Origin of the sequence: Mycobacterium sp. IDR2000157661 (assembly GCF_022317005.1) — a bacterium.
In the GTDB taxonomy this organism is placed as follows: Bacteria; Actinomycetota; Actinomycetes; order Mycobacteriales; family Mycobacteriaceae; genus Mycobacterium.
Genome location: NZ_CP081006.1, coordinates 814,145 through 836,663, shown reverse-complemented (window position 1 = coordinate 836,663; position 22,519 = coordinate 814,145). Strand labels below are relative to the sequence as shown.

Annotated in this window: 22 protein-coding genes and 2 pseudogenes; 13 read left to right on the top strand and 11 right to left on the bottom strand. The window is 68.9% G+C overall.

What is annotated here, in order from left to right:
- Window positions 1-59 precede the first annotated feature (59 nt).
- The gene (locus K3G64_RS04860) at window positions 60-413 is read left to right on the top strand and encodes a Fe-S protein (RefSeq protein WP_238889380.1); all 354 of its coding nucleotides are present in this window, start codon (window positions 60-62) and stop codon (window positions 411-413) included.
- A 7-nt stretch (window positions 414-420) separates the two neighbouring features.
- Here K3G64_RS04860 and K3G64_RS04855 read toward each other — a convergent pair whose 3' ends face one another.
- Entirely contained in the window at window positions 421-1,380 is a 960-nt protein-coding gene (locus K3G64_RS04855; protein WP_238889379.1) for a ribonuclease HI, read from the bottom strand.
- A gap of 44 nt (window positions 1,381-1,424) precedes the next feature.
- Window positions 1,425-2,858: an ADP-ribosylglycohydrolase family protein gene (locus K3G64_RS04850; protein WP_238889378.1), complete on the bottom strand. Its 1,434-nt coding sequence runs from the start codon at window positions 2,856-2,858 to the stop codon at window positions 1,425-1,427.
- Window positions 2,859-2,931: 73 nt separating this feature from the next.
- Here K3G64_RS04850 and K3G64_RS04845 point away from each other — a divergent pair, with 73 nt between their 5' ends.
- Together K3G64_RS04845 and K3G64_RS25735 are read left to right on the top strand one after the other, a co-directional pair.
- On the top strand, window positions 2,932-3,594 hold the full coding sequence (locus K3G64_RS04845) for an NUDIX hydrolase (RefSeq protein ID WP_238889377.1): 663 nt from the start codon (window positions 2,932-2,934) through the stop codon (window positions 3,592-3,594).
- Between the two features lie 14 nt (window positions 3,595-3,608).
- Window positions 3,609-3,731: pseudogene (locus K3G64_RS25735) on the top strand (ERCC4 domain-containing protein); the annotation flags it as partial.
- Between the two features lie 102 nt (window positions 3,732-3,833).
- Here the strand turns inward: K3G64_RS25735 and K3G64_RS04840 are convergent.
- A complete protein-coding gene (locus tag K3G64_RS04840; protein WP_238889376.1) occupies window positions 3,834-4,619 on the bottom strand; it encodes a hypothetical protein in 786 nt (261 codons plus the stop codon).
- A gap of 229 nt (window positions 4,620-4,848) precedes the next feature.
- On the opposite strand from K3G64_RS04840, the gene K3G64_RS04835 reads away from it, so the two are divergent.
- The 5 genes from K3G64_RS04835 (at window position 4,849) to K3G64_RS04815 (ending at window position 9,530) form a co-directional block, all read left to right on the top strand.
- Window positions 4,849-5,286, top strand: a complete 438-nt coding sequence (locus K3G64_RS04835) for a nitroreductase family deazaflavin-dependent oxidoreductase (RefSeq protein WP_238889375.1) — start codon at window positions 4,849-4,851, stop codon at window positions 5,284-5,286.
- Between the two features lie 200 nt (window positions 5,287-5,486).
- Entirely contained in the window at window positions 5,487-5,936 is a 450-nt protein-coding gene (locus K3G64_RS04830; RefSeq protein WP_238889374.1) for a DUF5994 family protein, read from the top strand.
- Between the two features lie 31 nt (window positions 5,937-5,967).
- Window positions 5,968-7,425 carry a wax ester/triacylglycerol synthase domain-containing protein gene (locus K3G64_RS04825; RefSeq protein ID WP_238889373.1) on the top strand — a complete coding sequence of 486 codons (1,458 nt, stop codon included), beginning with the start codon at window positions 5,968-5,970 and terminating at the stop codon, window positions 7,423-7,425.
- A 90-nt stretch (window positions 7,426-7,515) separates the two neighbouring features.
- Window positions 7,516-7,935, top strand: a complete 420-nt coding sequence (locus K3G64_RS04820; protein ID WP_238889371.1) for a pyridoxamine 5'-phosphate oxidase family protein — start codon at window positions 7,516-7,518, stop codon at window positions 7,933-7,935.
- Between the two features lie 254 nt (window positions 7,936-8,189).
- On the top strand, window positions 8,190-9,530 hold the full coding sequence (locus tag K3G64_RS04815; RefSeq protein ID WP_238889369.1) for a DEAD/DEAH box helicase: 1,341 nt from the start codon (window positions 8,190-8,192) through the stop codon (window positions 9,528-9,530).
- Between the two features lie 5 nt (window positions 9,531-9,535).
- Here K3G64_RS04815 and K3G64_RS04810 read toward each other — a convergent pair whose 3' ends face one another.
- Window positions 9,536-9,985, bottom strand: coding sequence for a DUF5994 family protein (locus K3G64_RS04810; RefSeq protein ID WP_238889368.1), 450 nt, complete (start codon window positions 9,983-9,985; stop codon window positions 9,536-9,538).
- Between the two features lie 332 nt (window positions 9,986-10,317).
- Here K3G64_RS04810 and K3G64_RS04805 point away from each other — a divergent pair, with 332 nt between their 5' ends.
- The 3 genes from K3G64_RS04805 (at window position 10,318) to K3G64_RS04795 (ending at window position 12,733) form a co-directional block, all read left to right on the top strand.
- Window positions 10,318-11,121, top strand: coding sequence for a transglutaminase-like domain-containing protein (locus tag K3G64_RS04805; RefSeq protein ID WP_238950410.1), 804 nt, complete (start codon window positions 10,318-10,320; stop codon window positions 11,119-11,121).
- Window positions 11,122-11,305: 184 nt separating this feature from the next.
- Window positions 11,306-12,376 (top strand): fatty acid desaturase family protein, encoded by a 1,071-nt coding sequence (locus K3G64_RS04800; protein WP_305071275.1) that lies wholly within the window; start codon window positions 11,306-11,308, stop codon window positions 12,374-12,376.
- Between the two features lie 156 nt (window positions 12,377-12,532).
- Entirely contained in the window at window positions 12,533-12,733 is a 201-nt protein-coding gene (locus tag K3G64_RS04795; protein WP_238889366.1) for a hypothetical protein, read from the top strand.
- A gap of 10 nt (window positions 12,734-12,743) precedes the next feature.
- On the opposite strand, the gene K3G64_RS04790 is transcribed toward K3G64_RS04795, so the two are convergent.
- A complete protein-coding gene (locus tag K3G64_RS04790) occupies window positions 12,744-12,881 on the bottom strand; it encodes a hypothetical protein (protein ID WP_238889364.1) in 138 nt (45 codons plus the stop codon).
- Between the two features lie 311 nt (window positions 12,882-13,192).
- Here K3G64_RS04790 and K3G64_RS04785 point away from each other — a divergent pair, with 311 nt between their 5' ends.
- Together K3G64_RS04785 and K3G64_RS04780 are read left to right on the top strand one after the other, a co-directional pair.
- Window positions 13,193-13,900, top strand: a complete 708-nt coding sequence (locus tag K3G64_RS04785; protein ID WP_238950409.1) for a GAF and ANTAR domain-containing protein — start codon at window positions 13,193-13,195, stop codon at window positions 13,898-13,900.
- 36 nt (window positions 13,901-13,936) lie between these two features.
- Window positions 13,937-14,695 carry a GAF and ANTAR domain-containing protein gene (locus K3G64_RS04780; RefSeq protein ID WP_238889362.1) on the top strand — a complete coding sequence of 253 codons (759 nt, stop codon included), beginning with the start codon at window positions 13,937-13,939 and terminating at the stop codon, window positions 14,693-14,695.
- Here K3G64_RS04780 and K3G64_RS04775 read toward each other — a convergent pair.
- From K3G64_RS04775 to K3G64_RS04750, 6 genes and pseudogenes are all read right to left on the bottom strand, one after another.
- On the bottom strand, window positions 14,692-15,498 hold the full coding sequence (locus K3G64_RS04775) for a GAF and ANTAR domain-containing protein (RefSeq protein WP_238889360.1): 807 nt from the start codon (window positions 15,496-15,498) through the stop codon (window positions 14,692-14,694). The genes K3G64_RS04780 and K3G64_RS04775 overlap by 4 nt on opposite strands.
- Before the next feature lie 40 nt (window positions 15,499-15,538).
- Complete coding sequence (locus tag K3G64_RS04770) at window positions 15,539-17,173, bottom strand: fatty acyl-AMP ligase (protein ID WP_238889359.1); 1,635 nt, start codon at window positions 17,171-17,173, stop codon at window positions 15,539-15,541.
- A gap of 486 nt (window positions 17,174-17,659) precedes the next feature.
- Entirely contained in the window at window positions 17,660-19,483 is a 1,824-nt protein-coding gene (locus K3G64_RS04765) for a sulfatase-like hydrolase/transferase (protein ID WP_238889358.1), read from the bottom strand.
- Window positions 19,476-19,922: an SRPBCC family protein gene (locus tag K3G64_RS04760; RefSeq protein WP_238889357.1), complete on the bottom strand. Its 447-nt coding sequence runs from the start codon at window positions 19,920-19,922 to the stop codon at window positions 19,476-19,478. The genes K3G64_RS04765 and K3G64_RS04760 overlap by 8 nt, the downstream gene beginning before the upstream one ends.
- A gap of 240 nt (window positions 19,923-20,162) precedes the next feature.
- A pseudogene (locus K3G64_RS04755) lies at window positions 20,163-21,063 on the bottom strand (isocitrate/isopropylmalate family dehydrogenase).
- Between the two features lie 28 nt (window positions 21,064-21,091).
- Window positions 21,092-22,498, bottom strand: a complete 1,407-nt coding sequence (locus K3G64_RS04750; RefSeq protein WP_370647164.1) for an SLC13 family permease — start codon at window positions 22,496-22,498, stop codon at window positions 21,092-21,094.
- Between the last annotated feature and the right edge of the window lie 21 nt (window positions 22,499-22,519).

Genomic DNA, 22,519 nt, shown 5'->3' with positions numbered 1-22,519 from the left:
GCGCAAAGGTGGCGGATCCGCGCTTGTGCAGTCGAAGCCTCGCTGCCTAGGCTCGATGCATGGAACTACTACGAAATGTAGTTGTACTACTTCACATCGTCGGCTTCGCGGTGACGTTCGGCGCCTGGGTGGCCGAAGCCACGGCGAAGCGGTTCCGGTTCACCCGCACCATGGATTACGGGCTGCTGCTCTCGCTGCTCACCGGCCTGGCACTCGCCGCGCCCTGGCCGGCCGGTGTCGAGCTGAACTACCCGAAGATCATCGTCAAGCTCGTCATCCTGGTGATCATCGGCGCACTGCTCGGCATCGGCAGCGCGCGCCAGCGCCGCAGCGGCAATGCGGTGCCGGGCGTGATGTTCTGGTCGGTCGGCGTGCTGTCGTTTGCGGCCGCCGCCATCGCAGTTCTGTGGTGAGCTGACGCTACGCCGAGCGCTGCCGGTTGAACTCCGCCGCGAAAGCCTCGGCCAGCCCGTCGGCGCGCCGGTGGTATCCCTCGGCGTCCAACCCGCTGTCGCCCAACACATGTCGCGACGCCAGGCGCGCCAGCGCATCGGCTCCCTCGTTGAGTGGCTCACCCTGATGGCCCTTCACCCACACCGGGGTGATGCGCTCGCGCTCGGCGTGGATCATCCGCTGCGCCCTGACCAGGCCGGGTGTTTTGCCGTTCTCGCGATACACGGTGTAGCCCTGCGGCAGTACGTCCTCGCCTGCCATCCACCGCTGCACCATGGCGATGGCCGGGCGGCTGTCGCTCAGCACGGTGATGTCGCGACCGCGCAGCTTCTCGACTGCCGTCGCGATCGCGCGCAGCTCCGCGACGAGCACCACCTCCGGCCCGATCTGCTTTCGCGAATGCCGAAATCCCAACAGTCCGTATTCGCCCGACGACGCCAGCCAGCCGTAGCCGGTGACCTTGCCCCGCACCGAGCCGTCCGTCGCCACCCACACCGGCCCGGTCGGCGGCGGCGGCGCCGTGGCGCGCAGACCGTCCTGCGCCCTCGCGACCAGTCGTTCGTCGGAGAGCCGCGGCCGCTCCACGCAGATGCCGGGGATCAACAGGGCGATTTCGTCGCGCAATGCCCACAACGTGCTGCGCGCCGGCATCTGCACCAGGAACCGGATCCGCTCGATCTCGCACTCGCGGCGCACCTGCTTGATCACGTCGAGCACCGCGGCCTCGAACGAGTCCGCCTCGACCGTTCCCGCCCATTGCTGGTGGTCCGAGCATGCCGCATAGCGCAACGTGGACCCGCGTTGACGGGCGAACACAACGGCGACCGACATGATGGGGCGCGGTCGGGCCGGCACGATGTCAACGCGCGGCGGCCGGGCCACGGGTTTCGGCGGTGAGGGCGGCTCCTCGGTGACTGCGGTGTGCATGCCCGGCACTGTATTCACCGCCACCGACAACCCCGGCCCGGTCATCACGTCGCACGACCGATGCGCCGCAGCGCGGCCCGGAATGCGCTGTTCGGATGCGCACCGGGCAGGACGGCCGTCACGTCGGCCACCGCCTCGTCGACGCCGACACCGCGTAACCGCGCGCCGTAGAGCGCACCCACGCTCGGTGTGCGGCTGTAGGCGGCCACGCAGTGCACCAGCACGGTGCGTCCCTCGCTGCGCAGCTGCTCTATCAGCCGCACGGTGTCCAGCAGCACGAAGTCCAGATGCGGGTTCTCGTCGCGTTCGGTCCGATCGATCAGCCGCACCTCCACATGCGGCATGTCGCGGCGGATGTCGTCGTCGGCCACCCGGCACAGCGACACCACCGCATCGACGTCGGCAGGCAGGCGCCGCAGCACGCCGATCCCGCCGAGCAGCACGCCGTCGTCGTACGGATGGCGGGCCCAGGTGTCGACCGGCGAACCCGGATACGAGAAGTCGAACGGGTCGGGCTCGCCGCCGCGCTCGATCGCCGCTGCCAGCGCAACCACATCGTGCGCCGTCGCCCCCGGCCATCCGTGCAACACGCGGCGCCACTCGCCGGGTATCGCCGACGCGCCGTACGCCGCGCCCAGCAGGCCGCCCGCGATGGCTGCGACCGTGTCGGTGTCATAGCCCGCCCGCACCGCGGCGTCCAAAGCCCGCCGCAGGTGGTCGGCGCGGAACACCCCGGCCGCGGAATCGTCCTGGGGCACCACCGTCGTCGCGATCGCCGACCACGCCGCCTGCATCGCCGCGACCACCCAGCCGTTGTTCGGGAACGACGCCGGCGGCGCCGACTCGGCCTCGTCGAGTCGCCGAACCCACAGATTCTGGCGGTCGATGTGGCCCAATCCGATTCGCACGTCGAGCTCGCCGGTCAGCACCGCATGCCGGATCGCGCAGCACCACAACACGCAGGCGTCGCCGGCGTCCGGGTCGGCGTGCGTCAGTTCGCTGATCGCGCGGGCCGCCGCGACCATCGCGTCCTCGTCGTGCAGATACGCCAACGCCACCGGCGCGGTACGCATCAGCGATCCGTTGCCTGCCGTGCGCCCGGTGCGCCGGTGAAACTCCGCCGAAGCGGCACGCGCATCCGCCGCCGTGACGGCGCCACCACGGGTGGCAGCTCGCAGGACCGAACCGGTCTGCACACCAATGTCTTTGGTGACCCGCGACCACTGCAGCCAGCGCGCCACGATCGCGTCCTGCGCCGAGTCGTCCCGCAGGTCGGCGCCGGTCGCCGCCACCCCCGCGATCGCCAGAGCCATCGACGTGTCGTCGGTCCACTCGCCAGGCTCCCAAGGCCCGCCGCCGGCCATCGTCACCTCGAGTTCCGGTCCGCGCGGCGGTTGGAATTCATACGGCGCTCCGAGCGCATCGCCGGCCGCGGTGCCCAACAGCACTCCCTCAACACGATCGTGGTACGAAGCCATCCCGCCCTCCTCCCAAGAGCACATTTTGCGCAACTCCGCGCTAATAGCTGCCACTGTACGCTGTGGCTCCGACATGAGCGCAGAATCGCCCGGTGGGCGCAGCCTGACCGACTATCCGCGGCCGTCCGTCGCGGTGGACACCGCCGTGCTCACCCTCGACGCCGACGACGGCCTCGTCGTGCTGGAGGTACGTCGGCCCCACGGCCCGGGCTGGGCGTTGCCGGGCACGTTCCTGCACGAGGGGGAGGTGCTCGCCGACGCGGTCGACCGCTCGCTGCGCGTCAAGGCCAACGTGCGCGGCCTGCATCCCCGCCAGTTACACGTCTTCGACGACCCGGCCCGCGACGACCGGGGTTGGGTGCTGTCGGTCGCCCACATCGAGGTGGTGCGGCCCGACCGGTTGACGTCGCGCTTCCCGGACCGGACGCGGCTGGTCCCGACCGACCGGCCGGGGCGGTTGCCCTACGACCACGCCGACATCATCGACCTCGCCGTCGCCCACATCCGTGCCCGCTATGCCGACAAGCCCGATCCCGACGGGCTGCTCGGCGCCGAGTTCACCCTGCGCGAACTGCGGCTGGCACACGAAGCAGTGGCCGGAAAGCCATTGCAGCGCGACACCTTTCGCCGCTCGATGGAACCGCATCTGGCGCCGACCGGCACCGTGGCGACCGGCAACAGGGGTCGACCGGCGGAGGTGTTCCGAAGGGTCGATGCGATCGAGCGCGACTCCTGACTCAGACTGGTCGGGTGGAGTTGTTGATTTCGGCCAATCCGGACCCGGATTCCAAGCTGCCGTACCTGATACGGCTTCCGCAGCCCGGCGGTGACCTGCTGTTTCGGACATCCGGCACGTGGCCGCGAGTCAAGGCGTCGAAGAGCGCTACTCCCAACTGTTCCGGCTCGACTACGTCCGGCCGGCGTTTTTCCCGAGATCTGGCAGGCGTGGCGGGAAGCCCACGAAGCGGGTGACCGCTAGATCTGCCGCCGCTGACGCCACGCCGCGGCGGCCGTGCCGATCACCAGTACCGCCGCGATCACCGCCGTCACCGACAGCACCGTGCTGTCGCGATGGCTCGCTCCGATGGCGATCGCGATGAGCGCCCACAGGCTGCCCGCCACCAGGCCGAGCGTGCCGCGCAGCATCGTTGTGAGCCCGACCACGAACGCCGTGGCGGCCACCAGCACCACGAGCTGCCACCAGACCACCGACTCCGACACGCCACCGTCGATCAGCGCCGCGGCGACGTTGGCGAAGACGGCGACGCTGCTCCACCCCAGATAGAGTCCGAACGTCGCGGTGGCCAGCACCGTCAGCCACTTCGGGCACGTTAGATCGTGGCGGCGCCGCACCAGCAGCCGCATGATGTGCACCAGCGCCGAGACCATCACGACGAACACCACGACACTGACCCACAGCCAGTCCTGCCCGGCGACCAGCAGCCAGAGGCTGAACCCGACGAACACCACGCTGGCGTCGACCAGCACGCTCGTCTCCCACCACGAACCCAGCCCGTACCGCAGCACCGCCAGCGCGGTGGCCGCGCTCAACGCGGTGATCAGACCCCACAGGCTGAACGCGTAGCCCGCCGGCGTGATGAGTGCCTCGTTGGTCGCACCACTCTCGAGGAAGTCACCGGCCACCGCGCGCACCACGAACGGCGCCGCCAGCTGGGTCAGTGCCAGCGCCGCGGCGACCCACCGCCACGTGACTACCCGGGGGGCGTTACGCCTGGGCGCTGCGTTCGTCCGGTTCGCCAATTCGTCTCCTTCGGATACACGGAGTATTCGGTACGGCGCAAGCTGCGGATGGGGTACCCCACCGTCATCACCGTCGCACAGCCCGTTGATAACGAATCGGGGCACGCTGGACGCGATGCACGATGGCTCATCTCACGGTGCCTGTTCCGTTGTCGCCGAGAGTGTTCCGATGCCCGCCGGCAGCTCCGATCGGGCCACCTTCTGCGCCCCCGCGTGTCACCATGAACCCATGAGCGAAGATCTGGCCGGCGAACGCGACTTCAACGCCCGCAACATTGAGGAGTTCCGACGCAACGGAGGCAGGGTCGGCGGTCAGTTCGAGGGCTTCCCGCTGCTACTTCTGACCTCCACCGGCGCCAAGAGCGGCGAACAGCGCGTCAACCCCATCGCCTACTTCGACATCGACGGCAGGGTCTACGTCGTCGGCTCCGCTGCCGGACGCGAGAATAGCCCGGGGTGGGTGTTCAATCTGCGCGCCGACCCGAACGCCTCGGTGGAGATCGGCGCCGACCCGCCGAGGCCCGTCGTGGCCCGCGAGGTACCGCGCGACGAGCGCGACCGGATCTACGCAGTCGTCGTCGAGCGCGCGCCGGGGTTCGGTGAATACGAGCAACGCACCGACCGGGTGATCCCCATCTTCGAGCTGGTCGACGCCCGGGCGTCATAGTCGCGCACGCGATTCAGCCTGCGCCGCTTGATGTTCAGCGGGTGGACGCTCACCCGTCACTTCCAACTCGGCCGATCGGGATTATTGCCGGTTCGATGGCGTAGGCTGACCCTATCGGCGGCTTGCTGCACACGACCACTCGAGATTGTGTCGTCGCCGATCGAAGATCTGGCCGCTGAGCGGCCTGGGCAGGATCGACCATGACTTCACCGGAAAGCGTTGCCGTCGCGGGCGCACGCGAGCAAGGTCCCGAGAACACACCACGACTGCGGTTGAAGCGCAAAGCGCCGACGTCCGGTCACGTCGATGGGGCGTGGTGGCCGCACAGCGGCGACCTGGCCCAGGAACTGCCCGACCTCGTGACCGTGCTCTCGGTGCGGCTGGGAGGGGTGGCGCGGGTGGCCTACAACCTCGCGGAGTGGGCGCCGGCGCCCAGGAAGTTCCGGGTGGAGGGCCAGGTGGTCCGACTCGACGGATACCACCGCCAGCCGGCCAACACGATCGAGGTGCTCAGCAATACCGGCGCCAGAACCGTCCTGTTGATCGTTCCGCCCGGCACCGAGCCCGACCATGCGCACACCATCGCCATGGCGGCCGCCGAGCCCGGCAACGCATCGACGGTGGATTCCCTTCTCACGACCGGAGCTTGACGTCCTCGCATCGGTTTCGGATGGAGCAGTCATGAGCCTGCGGTTGGGCATCGAGGACGCGGTCGCGCTTCATCGGCAGACCACGACCGCGCCGGCACACACGGTGGCCGTGCTCGTCATGGAGCGCTCGGAAGAGCTCAGCCATCCACGGCTGCAGGAGCTGCTGGCCTCGTCCCTGCCGCGGCTCGCCCGGTTCCGCAGCCGGCTGGTGGGCAAGCCGATGGGGGTCGGACAGCCCCTATGGGCGGAGATCGACAGCTATGACCCGATGCCGCAGATCCACGGCGCGACCGTGCGTGCACCGGGAGGCCGCCGCGAGCTCGCCGAGCTCGTCATGCAACTGAGCGCCGGGATGCAGGACTGGCGCCGATCGTTGTGGCAGGCCTGGAGCATCGACGGATTGGCCGGTGGCCGTTGGGCGTTGGCGGTCAAGATGTCACCGGTGCTCTGTGACGACGGATACGGCCTTGCCGCGTTGTGGCAGCAGCTGATCACCAGCGAACCGATCTCGGAATACCTTTCGCCGCCGGAGGCCGGGTTGGGCCCAGGACCGTCACGGGCCGCGCTCGTCGCCGACACGCTGGCCGAGGTGATCGAGAACCAGGTCATCGGAGCCTGGCTGGTCGCCGAAGCGGCCGCAGGCGCGGTGGTGGCACTGCGCCGTCAGCTGTACGACGCCGCCGACCCACCGGTCGCGCCCCGGCGGCCAGGGGCCGGCCGTCCGTTCACCGGCCCGCTGACGAGGCGGCGGTCCACCGCACTTGCGGCGATACCGCTGGCCGACGTGCAAACGATCAGCGACGCATTCGGCGGCAGCGCCCGTAACGTCGTCCTCGCCGCGTGCACGCTCGCGCTGCGCTCCTGGCTGCTGCGCTACGACCGGATGCCCGACGACCCGCTGGTGCTCACCGTCCCGCTGGCCACCCCCGATGGCGACGCCGCCGAGGACGGGTGTGCACCGGCCACCGGGCAGATCATGGTGCCCGTCCACACCGACGATCCGGTGCAGGTGCTCAGCAACCTGCATACCGCCACCGAGCGGCTGCACTCAGCGCACCGGTATCCCGAGCGGCCTGCGCCTCTGATCACCCTCATGGCGTTGTTGCCGCCCTGGCTGACTCATGCGGGTATGCAGGCCTACAGCCGCTTCGGGTTGACGCGCCTGCGCCCGTCGAGCCGCCACGGCGCCGTGGCGTTCGCGTCGCAGCGGCCGGGCCCCATGTACTGCGCCGGCGCCGACGTCGTCGCGATGTATTCCGTCGCCCCGCTCGCCGAGGGCTGCGGGCTCAACGTCGGGATCATCGGCCACGGTGACGTGCTGGACGTATGCGTCACCGCGTGCCCGGACAACGTCCCGGACGTGGAGTACCTCTGCAGTGGCATCACCGACGCCATCGACGTGCTGGTGAGGTCAGCGACGAAATCACCACGCGGCGAGGGCCGTTCGGTGGTTTCGGAGCTGAACTCGCATGCCAGCAGGCGGTCGTGACCGCTGCTCGGATGCTCCGCCGGTCCACGCCGGATCGGCAGGCCATGCGGACCCGGGAATTCGGCGCGGCTCGCGCCGGTTGCCCCAAGCATGCCGACGATGAACGCAGACGAGCGCCAGAAGTATCTCTCCGACGTCCACGTGGGCGTCATAGCGGTCGAGCGGCCCGGCCGTGCGCCGCTGAGCGTTCCCATCTGGTACGGCTACCAGCCCGGCGGCGAAGTCCTGCTGTGGACCGAGTCGGGTTCGCTCAAACACCGGTTGATCAGCGACGCGGGCCGGTTCGCGATCACCGTGCAGGACGAGCAGCCGCCCTACAAGTACGTCACGGCCGAAGGTGACGTCACCGGCATCGGTCCCGCGACCGACGCCGACGTGCGTGCACTGGCGATCCGCTACCTCGGTGACGGCGCAGGCAACGAGTTCGCCGACCAGAATTTGACGCCGACGTCGATAGTGATCCGGATGCGCCCGACACGCTGGCTCAGCACCGACTATTCCAAGGAATAGCCGCACTCCAAGCAGGGTTCGGCCGGCCGGGACCCACGGCCGATGGCACGGATGGGGCGGTGCTGCTGTAGGCTGATCCCAACGTTGGAGTCGTCGACACGACACCGACACGTCGTGGAACGCTTCTCGTTCTCCTTGAGCACAAGACTTTTGCGGCGATCGATATTGCCCACCGGCAATCTCGCCACCCTCGTGCCTGCACCCCATTCACACCCGCATGGCACCACCGATGCCCGAAAGGCACCGAAACACACGTGAACAACACTTTCGCCGATCTCGGCGTGAGCCGGCCGCTGCTCGCAGCGCTCGCCGCGCGAGAGATCCACAATCCGTTCCCGATTCAGGAACTGACGCTGGCCGACGGTCTCGCAGGTCGAGATGTCCTTGGTCGCGGCAAGACCGGCAGCGGTAAGACGCTCGCGTTTGCGATCCCGCTGGTCGACAGGCTGGCCAAGGCGCCGCGGCAAAAGCGCCCAGCCGGTCTGGTGCTGGCGCCCACCCGGGAGCTGGCGTCCCAGATCGCCGCCGTGATCGAGCCGCTGGCGTCCGCGCACGGGCTCAAGGTGACCACCATCTTCGGTGGCGTCCCGCAGGGCCGTCAGGTCAGCGCGCTGCGGTCGGGCGTAGACATCGTCGTGGCCTGCCCCGGCCGGCTGGACGATCTGATGAAGCAGCGTGTTCTGAGCCTCGACGCGGTGCAGATCACCGTGATCGACGAGGCCGATCACATGGCGGACCTCGGCTTCCTGCCGGTCGTCACCCGCATCCTCGCCGCGACACCGCAGGGTGGCCAGCGGCTGCTGTTCTCGGCCACGCTGGACAACGGCGTGGACAAACTGGTCCACCGGTTCCTGCGCCACCCGGTGACGCACTCGGTGGACGAAGTGGAAACACCGGTGCCCGATATGACGCACCACGTGTTCCAGGTCGACGGCGCCGGCGCCAAGAAGGCGCTGGTTCGACACCTCGCATCGGGACGCTCGCGGCGCATCCTGTTCACCCGCACCAAGCACCAGGCACGCAAGCTGGCTCGCGAGCTCACCGAGGCCGGTGTGCCCTCGGTTGACCTGCACGGCAACCTTTCTCAGCCGGCCCGCGACCGCAACCTGGCGGCGTTCACCTCGGGGGCATCGCGAGTACTGGTGGCCACCGACATCGCCGCGCGCGGTGTCCATGTCGACGGCGTCGAACTCGTCGTGCACGTGGACCCGCCCGCCGAGCACAAGGCCTATCTGCACCGGTCCGGCCGGACCGCGCGGGCAGGCAACGCGGGCGACGTCGTCACCGTGGTGCTGCCCGAGCAGCGGCGTGAACTCCAGACCCTGATGCGACGGGCCGGGCTGTCGGTCCGGCCGCAACAGGTGGCCGCCGACTCGCCGGTGGTGTCGGCGCTGGTCGGAGACCGCGCTCCCCACCAGGCCCCGGCCCCGAAGGTCCAGGTGGCCGCAAAGCCGCAGAAGGCCAACGGCTCTCGGCATCGTCGCCCCTCGGGTGGCGGACAGGCCGGCGGCGGATCGCGCGACGGTCAGCGCAACGGCCAGCGAAACAGCCACGGCGGCAACCGGAACCGCCGCCGGGCCGACGCCAGGGTCTAAGAGGTCTAGCCGACGACGTGCTCGCCGCGCTGCTCGCGAGCGGCGCGCACGATCGACTCGGCGGCTCGATAGACGCTGGTGTCCCGATGCACCTCCAGGACCGGGAGATCCGCTGCGCATCGCAGCACCATCACCGCGAGGCTCTTGGCGGTGTCCGACGGTACGACGAGCAGGTTCGCTCGTCCGAGCCCACCGGTGACCGTCATTACGCGATGGTGATGCGGCTCTCGCTGTGGGAGCGGAAGGGCGACCCGGCGACTCAACATGTCGAGGTCGGGCACCCCATCCAACGACGTCCAGTTCACGCTGATGTCGACGACCTTGCCCAACGGCCCAGCCAGCGCATCGATCAAGGTGGGCAGCTCGCGCGCCATCGAGGCCGTGTACGGCCACCAGCCCCCGCAGATCTCCGCGCCGAGTCCGGGTGCCAGTGTCAATCGGATGGAGTCGGTCAACCGCTGATCCTCACGTCGAAGCCGACCCGCCGCGCGCCGGCGCAGTCAGGTGATGAATCGGATCGCGTCGGCCCGGAGGCCGAGATCGAAGCGGTTCGCAACCGACCCTACACCCGGGGGCGACGCGACCGCGGTGAGTCGATCGGTGGCCCCGGTTGCGCGGCCACAGAAGATCGGCGAAACCTCAAGTGGTGCAGCCATGGTGCACGACGAGGACGCACACCCGGCGGTCGAGGTCGCCGGGGCGTAGAGTGGCGGCATCGGTGAATCCCTCGCACGCGGCCATCCGGATCGTGCTGTCGCCGACGCCCTTCGAACGGAGCCCGCCGCCGATGAAGCGTGACGTGAGCGCTGAGCTCCAGTTGCAGATCGAAGTCCCGACGATTCTGGAATTCCAGCTCGCCGTCGCGTCGCAGCCGGGCGTCGATCTCTCCGAGACGCTGTCGTTCGTCCTCAACGGTGACCCCGTCGAGCCGGTCGAGATCCTCGGAGCGCACGGCAACCGGATACACAAGCTGACGGCGCCGCCGGGCAGCCTCACGGTCGAATACGCCGCCACCGTGACCGGGCGTGCCGATCCGGCGCCGGTGACCGACTCCGACCTCTCGATGTATCTGCGCCCCAGTCGGTACGCCGAAGCCGACAAGTTCCACGGCTTCGCGACAAGGGAGTTCGGTGCCGGTGCGGACTCGGCGGCCCTGCTACGCAACGTGTCCTCATGGGTGGGCACCCGGCTGAACTACGTCCCGGGTTCCAGCGATTCCATCGACGGTGCCGTCGACACCCTCTTGGCCGGTGCGGGAGTGTGTCGCGACTTCGCGCATCTGGTCGTGGCTTTGCTGCGTGCCGTAGCCGTGCCTGCGCGCGTCGTGTCGGTGTACGCGCCCGGCCTCTCGCCGATGGATTTCCATGCGGTCGCCGAGGCATTCGTCGCAGGCCGCTGGCGGGTGGTCGACGCGAGCCTGCTGGCGCCCCGCGCATCGATGATCCGCATCGCGACCGGACGCGATGCCGCCGACACCGCCTTCCTGACCAATCACGGGGGTGTGGTCACCCTGGAGAAGATGCACGTGACCGCGGTCGTCGACGGTGACCTGCCGGATGACTCGATCGACCGGTTGGTGTCACTCGGCTGAGCCGCAGTTGAATCACCGTGGGCCACATCGCGCGACGTGGACGCGAGCGATCGCTGTCCAGTATGGTGGACTCACGCCGACACGCTGCCGTCGTCTTCGCGATACCGGCCGGTGGTCCGCAAAGTCCGGGTTCTCACTCGAGCCCATCGGCACCATCCACACGAACCAGGCAGGACGACGGACCTTGGCAATCGCGGACATCGCTGCTTACACGCATCTGGACCGTGCGGACATCGAGGCGCTCGGCGTTGAACTCGACGCGATCCGCCGTGATGTCGAGGAGTCTCTCGGGGCGAAGGACGCGGCGTACATCCGGCGCACGATCGCGTTCCAGCGGTGGCTCGAGGTGGCCGCGCGACTGCTGATCTGCAGCCGGTCGCGGGTCGGCCGGCTCGCCGGAACCGTGGCGCTGGCCTCCGCCAAGAGCGTCGAGAACATGGAGATCGGGCACAACGTCGGTCACGGCCAATGGGATTGGATGAACGACCCCGAGATCCACTCGAACACCTGGGAGTGGGACATGGTCGGGGTCTCGTCGCAGTGGCGGTACTCGCACAACTACCGCCATCACATGTTCAGCAATGTCGTCGGAGTGGACGACGACCTCGGCTTCGGCATCATGCGCGTCACCCGTGACGTGCCGTGGCAACCGGTGCACCTGGTGCAGCCGCTGCGAAACCTGTTGCTGGCCGTCATCTTCGAGTGGGGCATCGCACTGCACGGTGTGCACTCCGAACGCGATCGCGCCGCCGGTGACGCCGCCGAGGTGAGCCGCGCCAGACGCCGGCTGATCGGCAAGATCGCGCGGCAAGCCGGCAAGGACTACGTCCTTTTTCCCGCACTGAGCGGCACCCGGTGGCGACGAACTCTCGTCGCGAACGTCGTGGCCAACCTGCTGCGGAACCTGTGGACTTACGTGGTTATCTTCTGTGGGCATTTTCCGGACGGCGCGCAGAAATTCACCGCCGACACGCTGGCCGAGGAGTCGCGTGCCGAGTGGTACCTGCGCCAGATGTTGGGTGCGGCGAACTTCAATGCCGGGAAGGTGCTGGCGTTCGCGAGCGGAAACCTGTGCTACCAGATCGAGCACCATCTGTTCCCGGATCTGCCGAGCAACCGGCTGGCCGAGGTCGCCGTACGGGTGCGAGCCCTGTGCGACAAGTACGACCTGCCCTACACCACGGGTTCACTGGCTCGCCAGTATCTTCAGACTCTGCGTACGATATTGAAACTCGCGCTGCCCGAACGCGTTTGAATCGGCTGCGGTTGACCCTCCGGTCCGCGTCGACCGGCGGCCCTAAGCCTTCGTGTGGCGGCGTACTCTGGAAGGTATCGCAGCCGCAATCATGTTGATTGGCAAGGGTGTCGATGCTGCACCGCCGGTAAGGCCGGTGGTCTGGAGGATTCCATCATGACCGTAACGGTGACGCTGCGTGACGGCACTACCGACAACTACCGCCGATTCGGCGACGCCTACCTCGAACACAACGACGGCACGCTCGACGTGTTGCGCGGTGGGTCGAATGAGCCGCACCGGTACGAGGCAGGCGAGTGGACCGGCGTCGAAGGCGACCAGAAGGGCGGCCAAAAGGGACGGTTCTGGCAGCGCTGACCGATGCGCCTCAGCGCTTCTTGTTCTCGATCACCGACTCGACGGCCGAGAGTTTGGCGGCGCTCTTGGCCTGCTTGGCAGCCCGCTTCTCCTTCAGCGACTTGCCGGATTTCTTGGACATGGCTTGTCGCGGCGATTTGTCAGACATCAGTTGCCCCTTGATTGTGGGGCCTCGGATGGTCCCAATGGCTCAACCGTACGCGGGCGGCCCCATTAGTGCGCTCCATCGGACCGACGCCGGGAATGGTCTCCCGTGCGGTGGAACGGTGTAGCGTCGAGGTGTTGGGAACCCAGCCAGTCCGGGGCTGCATCAGCCGATCTCCCGCTGAGCCCGTGAGCAACCGCTCCTGCCGGAGACGCCGACGCTGAGCGAGCTGGGAGCAGTGTGAATCATCTGCGGGCTGCCGCGCGCATGTCGTGTAAATCGGGCGACCTTCATGTCGTGCGGTGCGGCTGACGATGGCGATGCACGAGCAACTGCTCGCCGCCGTTGGCGCTAGCCGCGGTTCGGACGCGGCCGACCGGCTGTGTGAGGCGTGCGTCGGGCTGCTCGACATCGACGCGGCGGCCATCTCCCTGATCTTCGACGGTGTCAGCACCGCAACCCTGGGGTCGAGTGGCCCCGCCGCTCGCCGGTACGACGAACAGCAATTCATCTTCGGTGAAGGGCCGTGCCTGGAGTCGATCGCGCGTCGTGCTCCGGTGCTGGTCGACGATCTGGCCGCACCGAGTGAGCGCCGCTGGCCGCTGTACAGCCCCGCCATGCTCGACCTGAAGATCCGCGGGGTATTCGCGATGCCAGTCCTGGTCGCCGGCGAGTACGTCGGGACACTCGACCTGTTCCGTAACCGGCCCGGGGCGCTCGGAGAGGACGAACTCGCCGGAGCGATCAGTGCCGCCGAGATGGCCGGCGTGCCGGTGATCGATCTGCTCGACGCCGACCTGCGGGCCGCCGTCGCGGATCCCCGCAGCAACGCCTGGGCGGACCTGCACTCGCTGTCGCGCGCCGAGGTCAGCCAGGCCACCGGCATGGTGGTCGCGCAGTTGGGCGTCGAACCGGCCGAGGCGCTGGTCAGGTTGCGGGCACACGCCTATTCGACCGGGCGCAGCACCAGCGATGTGGCCCGCCACATCCTCGACCGCGGCCTGCGGCTGGACACGGGCTGATGCCGACCTTGACCGCGACCGCACAATGGAGGCAGCGTGACTGACACAGCCCCGGAATCCCGCGCACTGGCGGCGGTGGTGTCCCTCGTCGGCGTCCTCCTCGAGGACTACGACGTCGTAGACCTGCTGACCGACCTCACCGACCGCTGCGCCGAACTGCTCGACGTCGACGCCGCGGGACTGCTGCTCGCCGACCCGTTCGACCGCCTGCGAGTGCTGGCCGCAACGTCCGAGCGGGCCCGGGAACTCGAACTGTTCCAACTCCAGTCCGACGAGGGTCCATGCGTCGACTGCTATGCGACCTCGCTGCCCGTCACGGTGGCCGATCTGAGCGGGGCCGCCGATCGCTGGCCGAGGTTCGTGCCCGCCGCGCTGGACGCCGGGTTCGCGTCCGTGCACGCCGTGCCGATGCGCGCGGCCGGCACCGCGCTCGGTGCAATCGGCCTGTTCGGCACCCGGCCCGGGGAACTCGATGACGCCGACCTGCTCACCGGCCAGACGCTGGCCCACGTCGCCTGCGTCGCGGTGTTGCAGGAACGCGCCCCGACCCGCTACACCGTGCTGGCCCAGCTTCGCGCCGCGCTGGCCGGGCGGGTGGTGGTCGAGCAGGCCAAGGGTTTCCTGCGCGAGGTTCTCAATGTGCCCGTCGAGGACGCCTTCGTCGTGCTGCGCTCTTATGCGCGGGCCAACGGCGAACACCTCACCGAGGTGGCTCGCCGGCTGATGACCGACCGGCACCGGCGGCCCGCTGTGGTTGCCGCGATCTCCGAATTCGCGGCGGGCGCGGCGAACTAGGGCCGAGCGCGGGCGCGGGCGCGGCGGACGGCCTCGTCCACCAGCCGCTGCGCGACCAGATGCAGCTTGACGTTCTCGGCCTGGCTGAGCCGCGTGAGCCTCTCGAACGCCTCCTCAGCGCTCGCGCCGGAACGGCTGCGGATGATCCCGATCGCCTGGTCGATCACCGCCCGACTGCCCAGGGCGCGCTGCAGCTGGGCCATCCGCTCTTGGGCGTGTTCGAGCAGCTGGCCGTTGTGCACCGACACCGCTGCCGGTCCGGCGAATCGCATCCCCAACTCGACGGCGTGCTCTCCGAAAGCGTCGCGCTCGCGGGAGTAGGAGTTGATGGCGCCGATCACCCGGTCGCCGACGATCAACGGCAGGGACAGCGCCGAATGCACCCCCATGCGGGCCACCCGCCCGCTGAACCGAGACCACCTCGGGTCGCTACCCAGCGAGCCGCTGACCGCCGGGCGCCCCGACAGCATGGCCGTGATGCAGGGCCCCTCGTTGAGCTCCTGGTACTGGACTTCGTCGATCTCGTCGACGAAGTCGGCTGTCGCCGCCCAATTCTGGATGCTCGGTGACCCGTCCCGCTGTTGCGACAAGGCGACGCCCGCCCCGTCCACCCGTGGAATGGCCCGGGCCGCGAACTCGGCCACCTCTGCGATCAGCTCGGTCATCGCCCCTGCACCGGCGACCAGCTCGGCCACCCCCGTCAGGCCGGCGTACAGGTCAGCCTCGTCGGCGTCGCGTTGGGCCGCGGACAGCTCGGCTTCGGGGACCGATCGCCGACCGGGCTGGGCGTCGTAGACATCCATCGTGAGTACCGAATGTACTCGCTGCCTCGAGGCGTCGGTATCAGCTCACCAGCGACAACGCATGGGCACGGCGCAGTTTGCCCGACGGGGTCTTGGGGATCATGCCGGGCTCCAGGACGACCACGTTGCGCGGCCGCACGTCGACCTCGGCGAACACCTCGTGAGCGACCTGCCGCTCGACGCGGCGCACCTCGTCGGGGTCGGCGAAGTTCTTGCACTCCACCGCCACCGCGAACGTCTCCCGCGACAACCCCGCATCCAGCCGAACGGCCACGGCACAACCTGGCCGCACGCCTGCCACCCGGCCGGCGGCCCGCTCGATGTCCGTCGGATAGATGTTGCGCCCCGCCATGATGATCACGTCCTTGAGCCGCCCGCACACCACCACCTCACCCGACTCCGTCAGGTAACCGAGGTCGCCGGTGTCGTACCAGCCCCGCTCGTCCTGCGCCGGGATGAAACCGGCCACCGTGGTGTAGCCCCGGGTCACCGGGTCACCGCGCACTTCGAGGACACCGACGCCGCGTGCCGGCATCTCCGCGCCGTCCTCGTCGACCACCCGCACCTCCAGGCCCTGCAACGGTCGGCCCAGCGAGACGAGCCGACGGGTGTGCCCCTTCGTCGCGGGCACGGCGCGGTGCAGCACCGCCAGCAGGTCGGCGTCCACCTCGTCGACGGCCATCCCGCGGCCACATTCGGAGAACGACACGGCCACCGTCGTCTCGGCCATCCCGTAGGCGGGCACGATCGCCTCGGGTCGCAACCCGAACGGCGCTCCGGCCTCGCAGAGGTCTTCGACGTCGGACGGGTCGACCTGCTCGGCTCCCGACAGCGCCCACCGCAGCGACGACAGATCGAACTGTCCCGGGGTGGCCTGGCGTCGCAGCCGCTTGGCCAGCAGGTTGTAGGCGAAGTTCGGCGCCGCGGTCATGGTGCCCTTGTACTTGTCAATCAGCTTGGCCCACAACAACGTATCGCGCAGAAAGTCGATCGGCGTGACCTTCACCAGTTCGGCGCCGAAGAACATCGGCACCGTCAGGTAGCCGGTCATGCCCATGTCGTGGAAGCACGGGAGCCAGCTCACGATGACGTCGGTGTGGATGTCGAAGTTGCAGCCCGCGGTCATGGCCTCGGCGTTGGCCACGATGTTGGCGTGCGTGATCTGCACCGCCTTGGGCGACCCCGTCGAACCCGACGTCAGCTGCATCAGGGCCACGTCGTCGTCGTCGGTCCTGATCGGCTCGACCGGGCTGCCTGCGAGCAGCGACTCGATGGTCAGCACCGTCATTCCGAGCTCGGAGAGCACCGGCGCGACGGCCATGAACGGGTCGGAGACGACGACAGCCCTGGCCGCGATCATGTTGATCACCGCGGTGGTCTCCTCGGCCCAGCGCGCCAAGTCCGTGCGGGGGGTCGGTTGATGCAGCATGGTCAGACTGGCGCCACGCATCCAGCAGCCCTGCGCCGTCGGGGCGATCTCCACCGGCGCGCCGGCCAGCACGGCGATCGCGTCGCCGTGCCCGACACCGGCCGCGGCGAGGCCGCCGGCGACCCTGCTGGCACGTTCGTTCACTTCTGCCCAGGTGTGCCGGACCGGGACGGCCGGCTCGCCGGTCACCATGCCGTTGGTGCTCCACCGGGCGTTTCGGTACATCGTTTCGGTAAAAAGGCTCACTTCAACCCTTCGGCCTTCGGCGCCGGGACGCCGTATTGAGATGGTGTGGGTAATGCGCCAGGCGATGTAGGGGCGCCGGCGGGGGCGAAAGCCGCTGGAGGTCGACCGTCGTCCGCCCCGGTCGGGCAAACGACTACTGCGGAAGAGCGAGGCTCCTTCAAGTCCACTCCAGTAGATCCCTCACCCCGGCCGGAGCGAGATGTAGAGAGTTTCGGGCTCCATGACTGTACCGGGCGGGTCGTCGCCGCCGTCGGCAGCGCGCCGCTAACCACGCAGCGTCCCGCGGTAAAGCCGTGACACTGCATCCCCAGCTCGTCACACCACACCGATTTCTGCGGCTGACGTCAGGTTTGATCATCCTGTCGGCGGGGAGCTGGCATCGCCACCGTGACGTTTCCGCAAAGGCTGGAGAGTCAACCCGGCGACAACGGTACCCCGTGTGTCGCCGGTCGTCGGCGTTTAGGGCGCCCGGCCGTCGTTTCGGCGTCAGTGCGGGAGCCGCCGGGACGCCCGCTGCCCGACTCGACCGACGAGCCGGCGAACCGGCCCCGGCTGGGTGCTCGGCGCCTGACGATTCACGTACGGCCATGGGTGGTGGCGCTCAGGCACCGAGCCGGCGCGGGCCTGCTTGAGCTGCATGCGCAGGTATTGGCGCAACTCGTGCAGGTCCGGGTCGGTCCAGCGGTTGACGGCCTCGGTCGGGTCGGCGGTCAGGTCGTAGAGCTCCCACTGGTCGTCGAGCGGTTCGCTTCGGTACGTCTCGCCGCCCATCCCGTTCGCCGCGAGGTGGCGCACCCCCGGCTCGGTCCACGTCGCAGGATCGTCGAAGGTGCGCACCAGCTTCCACAGGTGTCCCTGCCCGCCCGCCTCGTCGACGCGCACCACCAGGCCCTCGAAGTTCGAGCCGACGTGTGCAGGGACCTGGATCCGCAACGGCGCAGGCGGGTTGGCGATCCGGCCGAACCTGCGCGCCAGACCCGACGCGCCACTGTCGCCCTCGAGCACGTTGTCGCGCGTCATCAGGTACACCGCACGCGATTCGTCGGTGGGCGCCCCGTCGATCACCGGCATCAGATCGCGTCCCGGCAGCGGATGCACCTCGGAGAACGACTCGGCCAGTTCGGCCGCCGCCGCGTCCACGTCCACACCGGCCGCGCCCAGCAGTGTCGGCACCAGGTCCACATGCGACGTCGGGGCGCTCACCGTGCGGGCGGCGGTGGCTCGCTTGCCGATGCGCGCGATGACGAACGGCACCCGCGTCGCCTCGTCGTAGAGGTTGAACCACTTCTGGTGCAGCCCGCCGTGCGCGCCGAGCAGGTCGCCATGGTCGGCCGTCCGCACCAGCACCGCGTTGGACGACCCGTTCTCGGTCACCATCCGGCGCACCCGGTCGATCGGGCCGTCGACCTCGGCGTGCAACCGGTAGTACAGATCGCGGTAGCGCTGCGCGTTGCGTGTGTAGGTGCGGTCGATCGCCGGCGCCGGGCCGTAGCCCGAGTAGTAGGCCTCGCGAAACGCGATCTGCGCCGCCGGTTTCGTCGACAGATCCTCCTCGGCGGTCGGCGGCGCGGGAACCGACGGTGGATCCAGCGGCGACGGCTGGATCGGGCTGCGCCGGGCCCATGCGGGGAACAGCACGATGTCGTGCGGGTTGACGAAGCTGGCCACCAGCAGGAACGGCCGCATCGCCGCTTGGTCACCGGCGCGTCGGCGCGCGTAGCGATCGTCCAGCCAGGCCACCACCCGGTCGGCGATCAACGGGTCACGCCGGATGCCGGCGTCGGCCAGCGCCGAGCCGTGGGGCTCCGGTCCGACCCAGCCCGAAAAGCCGTACGGCTCAAGCGGATCGGCGTCGAGATACTGCTGCACGGCCGCATGGTCGATCACGCCGTCGTCGTCGTTGGTGGCCAGCGGCCGTCCCGACTCGTCGGGCAGATCGGCGTGCGAGATGTGCCACTTGCCGTCGTAATGGGTGTCGTACCCGGCCGCGCGCAACCAGTTGCCCAGCGTGGGCACCTCGCCGCGGCGCAGCCAGCGCAGGCGGGAGTCGTCGTACCTCTTGCCGAGGCCGTCGGTCTGCGTGACTCCGTGCAGATCGGGGTACTGGCCGGTGAAGATCGTCGGGCGGCTCGGCACGCACGCCAGCGAGCCGGTGTAGTGCCGGGCGAAGCTGACGCCGTTGTCGTCGAACCACCTGCGCCCGGTCAGCTTTCGTGATCGCCAGTCGAGAAGCTCGGGCGTCTCGTAAGGCGGGATCGCCCGCTCCTCGTCGGTCATAATGACGACGATGTCGGGCCGCGGGTCAGACATTGGCGTTCTCCAATCGGTCGGCCAGCCCGGCGAGCATCCCGTCGGACTGTCGGGCCAGCACGCGACACGCGACGCGCTCGGCGAGTTGTTGGTCGAGGCGGGGCCCGACGTCCACGGTGCTGGTGATCGTCACCAGTGTCCGGTCGCCGCTCGTCGGCGCCAGGCTCCAGCGGTTGCCGACCTTGCCGAGCAGCTTCGGCAGCCCCTCGATGTCGTAGCCGAGCGCGACCTGCGGGTCGAACTCGCTGATGCGTTCGACGAGAACGTTGCGGCCGACCTGCACGCGCCGGGTGGTGCCGACGGTCGCGGGGTCACCGGTCAGGATGCAGGAGTGGTCGACGCCGTCGACCCAACCGCTGAGCGCGCCGAAGTCGGCGAGGATGTCCCAGATCTGTGCCGCGGTGGCGGCGATCTTGCGGGTGCGGTCGATGGCGGCCACGGCCCCCACGGTAACCGCCCGCGATCAACCGATCCGGGGAATGAGTGCTTCGGTGAAGACGGTGGGGTCACATATCCGACTTCGCCCGGCTCGAGGCCCGCGTCGGCGCCGGCAACGGTGATGTTCTGGTTCGACACCAGCTGCAACCCATCGGCACTGTCCTTGTCTGTCGGCCCGCCGCTACCACCGGCCGGAACCACCCCGGTGCACTGATTTTCGCCCCCCCGCGCCGCGGCCGCGCTACCGCAGGCGTGCGACGAGGGACTCGGTCACCTGGGCCGTCGACGCCCGGCCACCCAGGTCGCCGGTGCGGGTCTGCGGATCGGCCAGCGTCGCCTCGATCGCGGCCATCACGTCGTCCGCGGCTGCCCGGTGGCCCAGGTGTTCGAGCATGAGCGCCGCCGACCACACCGCACCGACCGGGTTCGCGATACCCTGCCCGGCGATGTCGAACCGCTGTGGTGCCAACACGAACTTCGCCGCCAGGGCGTCGATGTGCTCGCTGTCCCACCGCACATCCGGGAACTGCCCGGCCCGTTCGGCGACCACCTGGTCCCAGAACGGCAGCGTGTGCACGATCCCGTTCGACTTGGTCGCCGATGTCACGTATCCGCGGCGGCTGCGCGCCAATTCGAATGCATAGTCGGCGATGCGGCTCACCCCGACGCGGGTGAACACCGACTCCTGCACGGCCATCTCGTCGGGGAAGCCGCGGTTCAGCCGCCCGCCGATCTCGCTGTACTCACCCTCGACGTTCACGCGCACCACCACGGAAGTCGACGTCGTCGACGGTGCGCAGCGGGCTCTCGACGCCGTCGAACACCCGGATCGGCCGCAAATTCACGTACTGGCGGAACTCTCGGCGAATCGGGATCAGCAGCCCCCACAGCGACACGTGGTCCGGCACGCCAGGCCAGCCGACGGCGCCCAGCAGGATCGCGTCGAACTGCCGCAGCGGGCTCTCGACGCCGCCGGCGGGCATCATCGTTCCCTCGCGGTCGTAGCGCAGGCAGGACCAGTCGAACTCTGTGTAGGACAACGAGATTCCGTGTCGGGAGGCGACGGCGTCGAGCACCGCGCGGGCCGAATCGATGACTTCGCCACCGATTCCGTCGCCGGGGATGACGGCGATGCTCGTCATCTGTTCACCGTTCGCTCGCAAGCTTCGCTCACGAGCCCAGGCCCAGCAGGCCGACCATGATCGGCAACAGGAGGATGATCAGGATCGCCCCGGCGATGTCGAAGGTGATGCCCGAGCGGATCATCTTGGTGATCGGCACGACGCCGGACCCGTCGACGATGGCGTTCTGCGGCGTCGACACCGGCAGCATGAACCCGAACGACGCGGCGAAGGTCGCCGCCGATGCGGGCACGAACGGGTTGACCCCGGCGGCCACCGCCACCGGTATCACGATCGGCACCACCACCGCGGCCGACGCGGTGTTCGAGGTCGTCTCCGACACGATGATCGCCAGCAGCACTGCGAATATCGTGATCGGCACGACGCTGGATAGGCCGAGCGCGTCGTCGACGGAGGTGCCGATGGTCTCGGCCAGTCCGGTGCTCGAGATCAGCGAACCGAAGATGATGCCGGTGCCGAACAGAATGATTGTGCCCCAGTCGATCTCGGAGGCATCGCGCCACCGCAGCGTGAACTCGCGCTGCGGCCAGTCGGTCGGCAACAGGAACAGCAGCGAGGCGCCGAACACCGCGACCACACCTTCGTCGAGGCGGTCGCTGACGAATTCGTATGTGGTCGAATCGGTGCCGGTGACCAACGCGAAGATGCCCGGCAGCAGCCACAGGGTCACCGTCACGCCGAACGCGATGAGCGTGTTCTTCTCGGCCCGGGTGAGCTTGCCCAGCTTCTCGCGCTCGCCGGCCACGTACTCCTCGACGCCTTCGATCCTGCTGATCTCGGGTTTGTTGAGCCGGATCAGGATCAAGGCCAGCAGCAGCATCAGCATCAGCGCCGTGCCGACCCGCAGCCGTCGCGGGTCGAAGTCGGGTTCGACATCGCCGCGGCGCTGCATCATCTTGGCGATCACACCGAGGATGCCCATGGCGGTCGGCAGCAGCATGGCCACCGTCGCGGTGTTGGACACGAACGCCGACAGCAGCGCGGTGATCGCGCCGAACGCGAGGATCACGCCGGTGGTGGACCCGCCGGCGCGCGGCAGCGACAGGATGCGAAACGCGAACCGCCGCGCCAGAGCGTGTTTGAGCATCGCCTGGGCGAGGATGAACGCGCCGATGAACGTGAAGATCGTCGACGACCCGAAGGGGCCGAGGACGTCGTCGACCGGGGCCACTCCGAGGAACACGGCGACGGCGACACCGAGCAGGCCACCGATGGGGATGGGCACCGCCTCGGTGATCCACAGCGCGATGACGCCGAGCAACACGGCGGCCAGCACCTGTTGTTCGCGGGGGATGTCGAGCGGCAGTACCAGCATGACCACCGCGAGCAGTGGTGCCAGGAACAGTCCGACCGTGCGTCTGCCCTTCTCGAACCGCTCCTCCTTGGGCGAGAGTCGCTGTTCGCCGAGACTGCGGTAGGTCGCAGAACCCAGCAGCGCCTTGTCGACGTCGGTCGG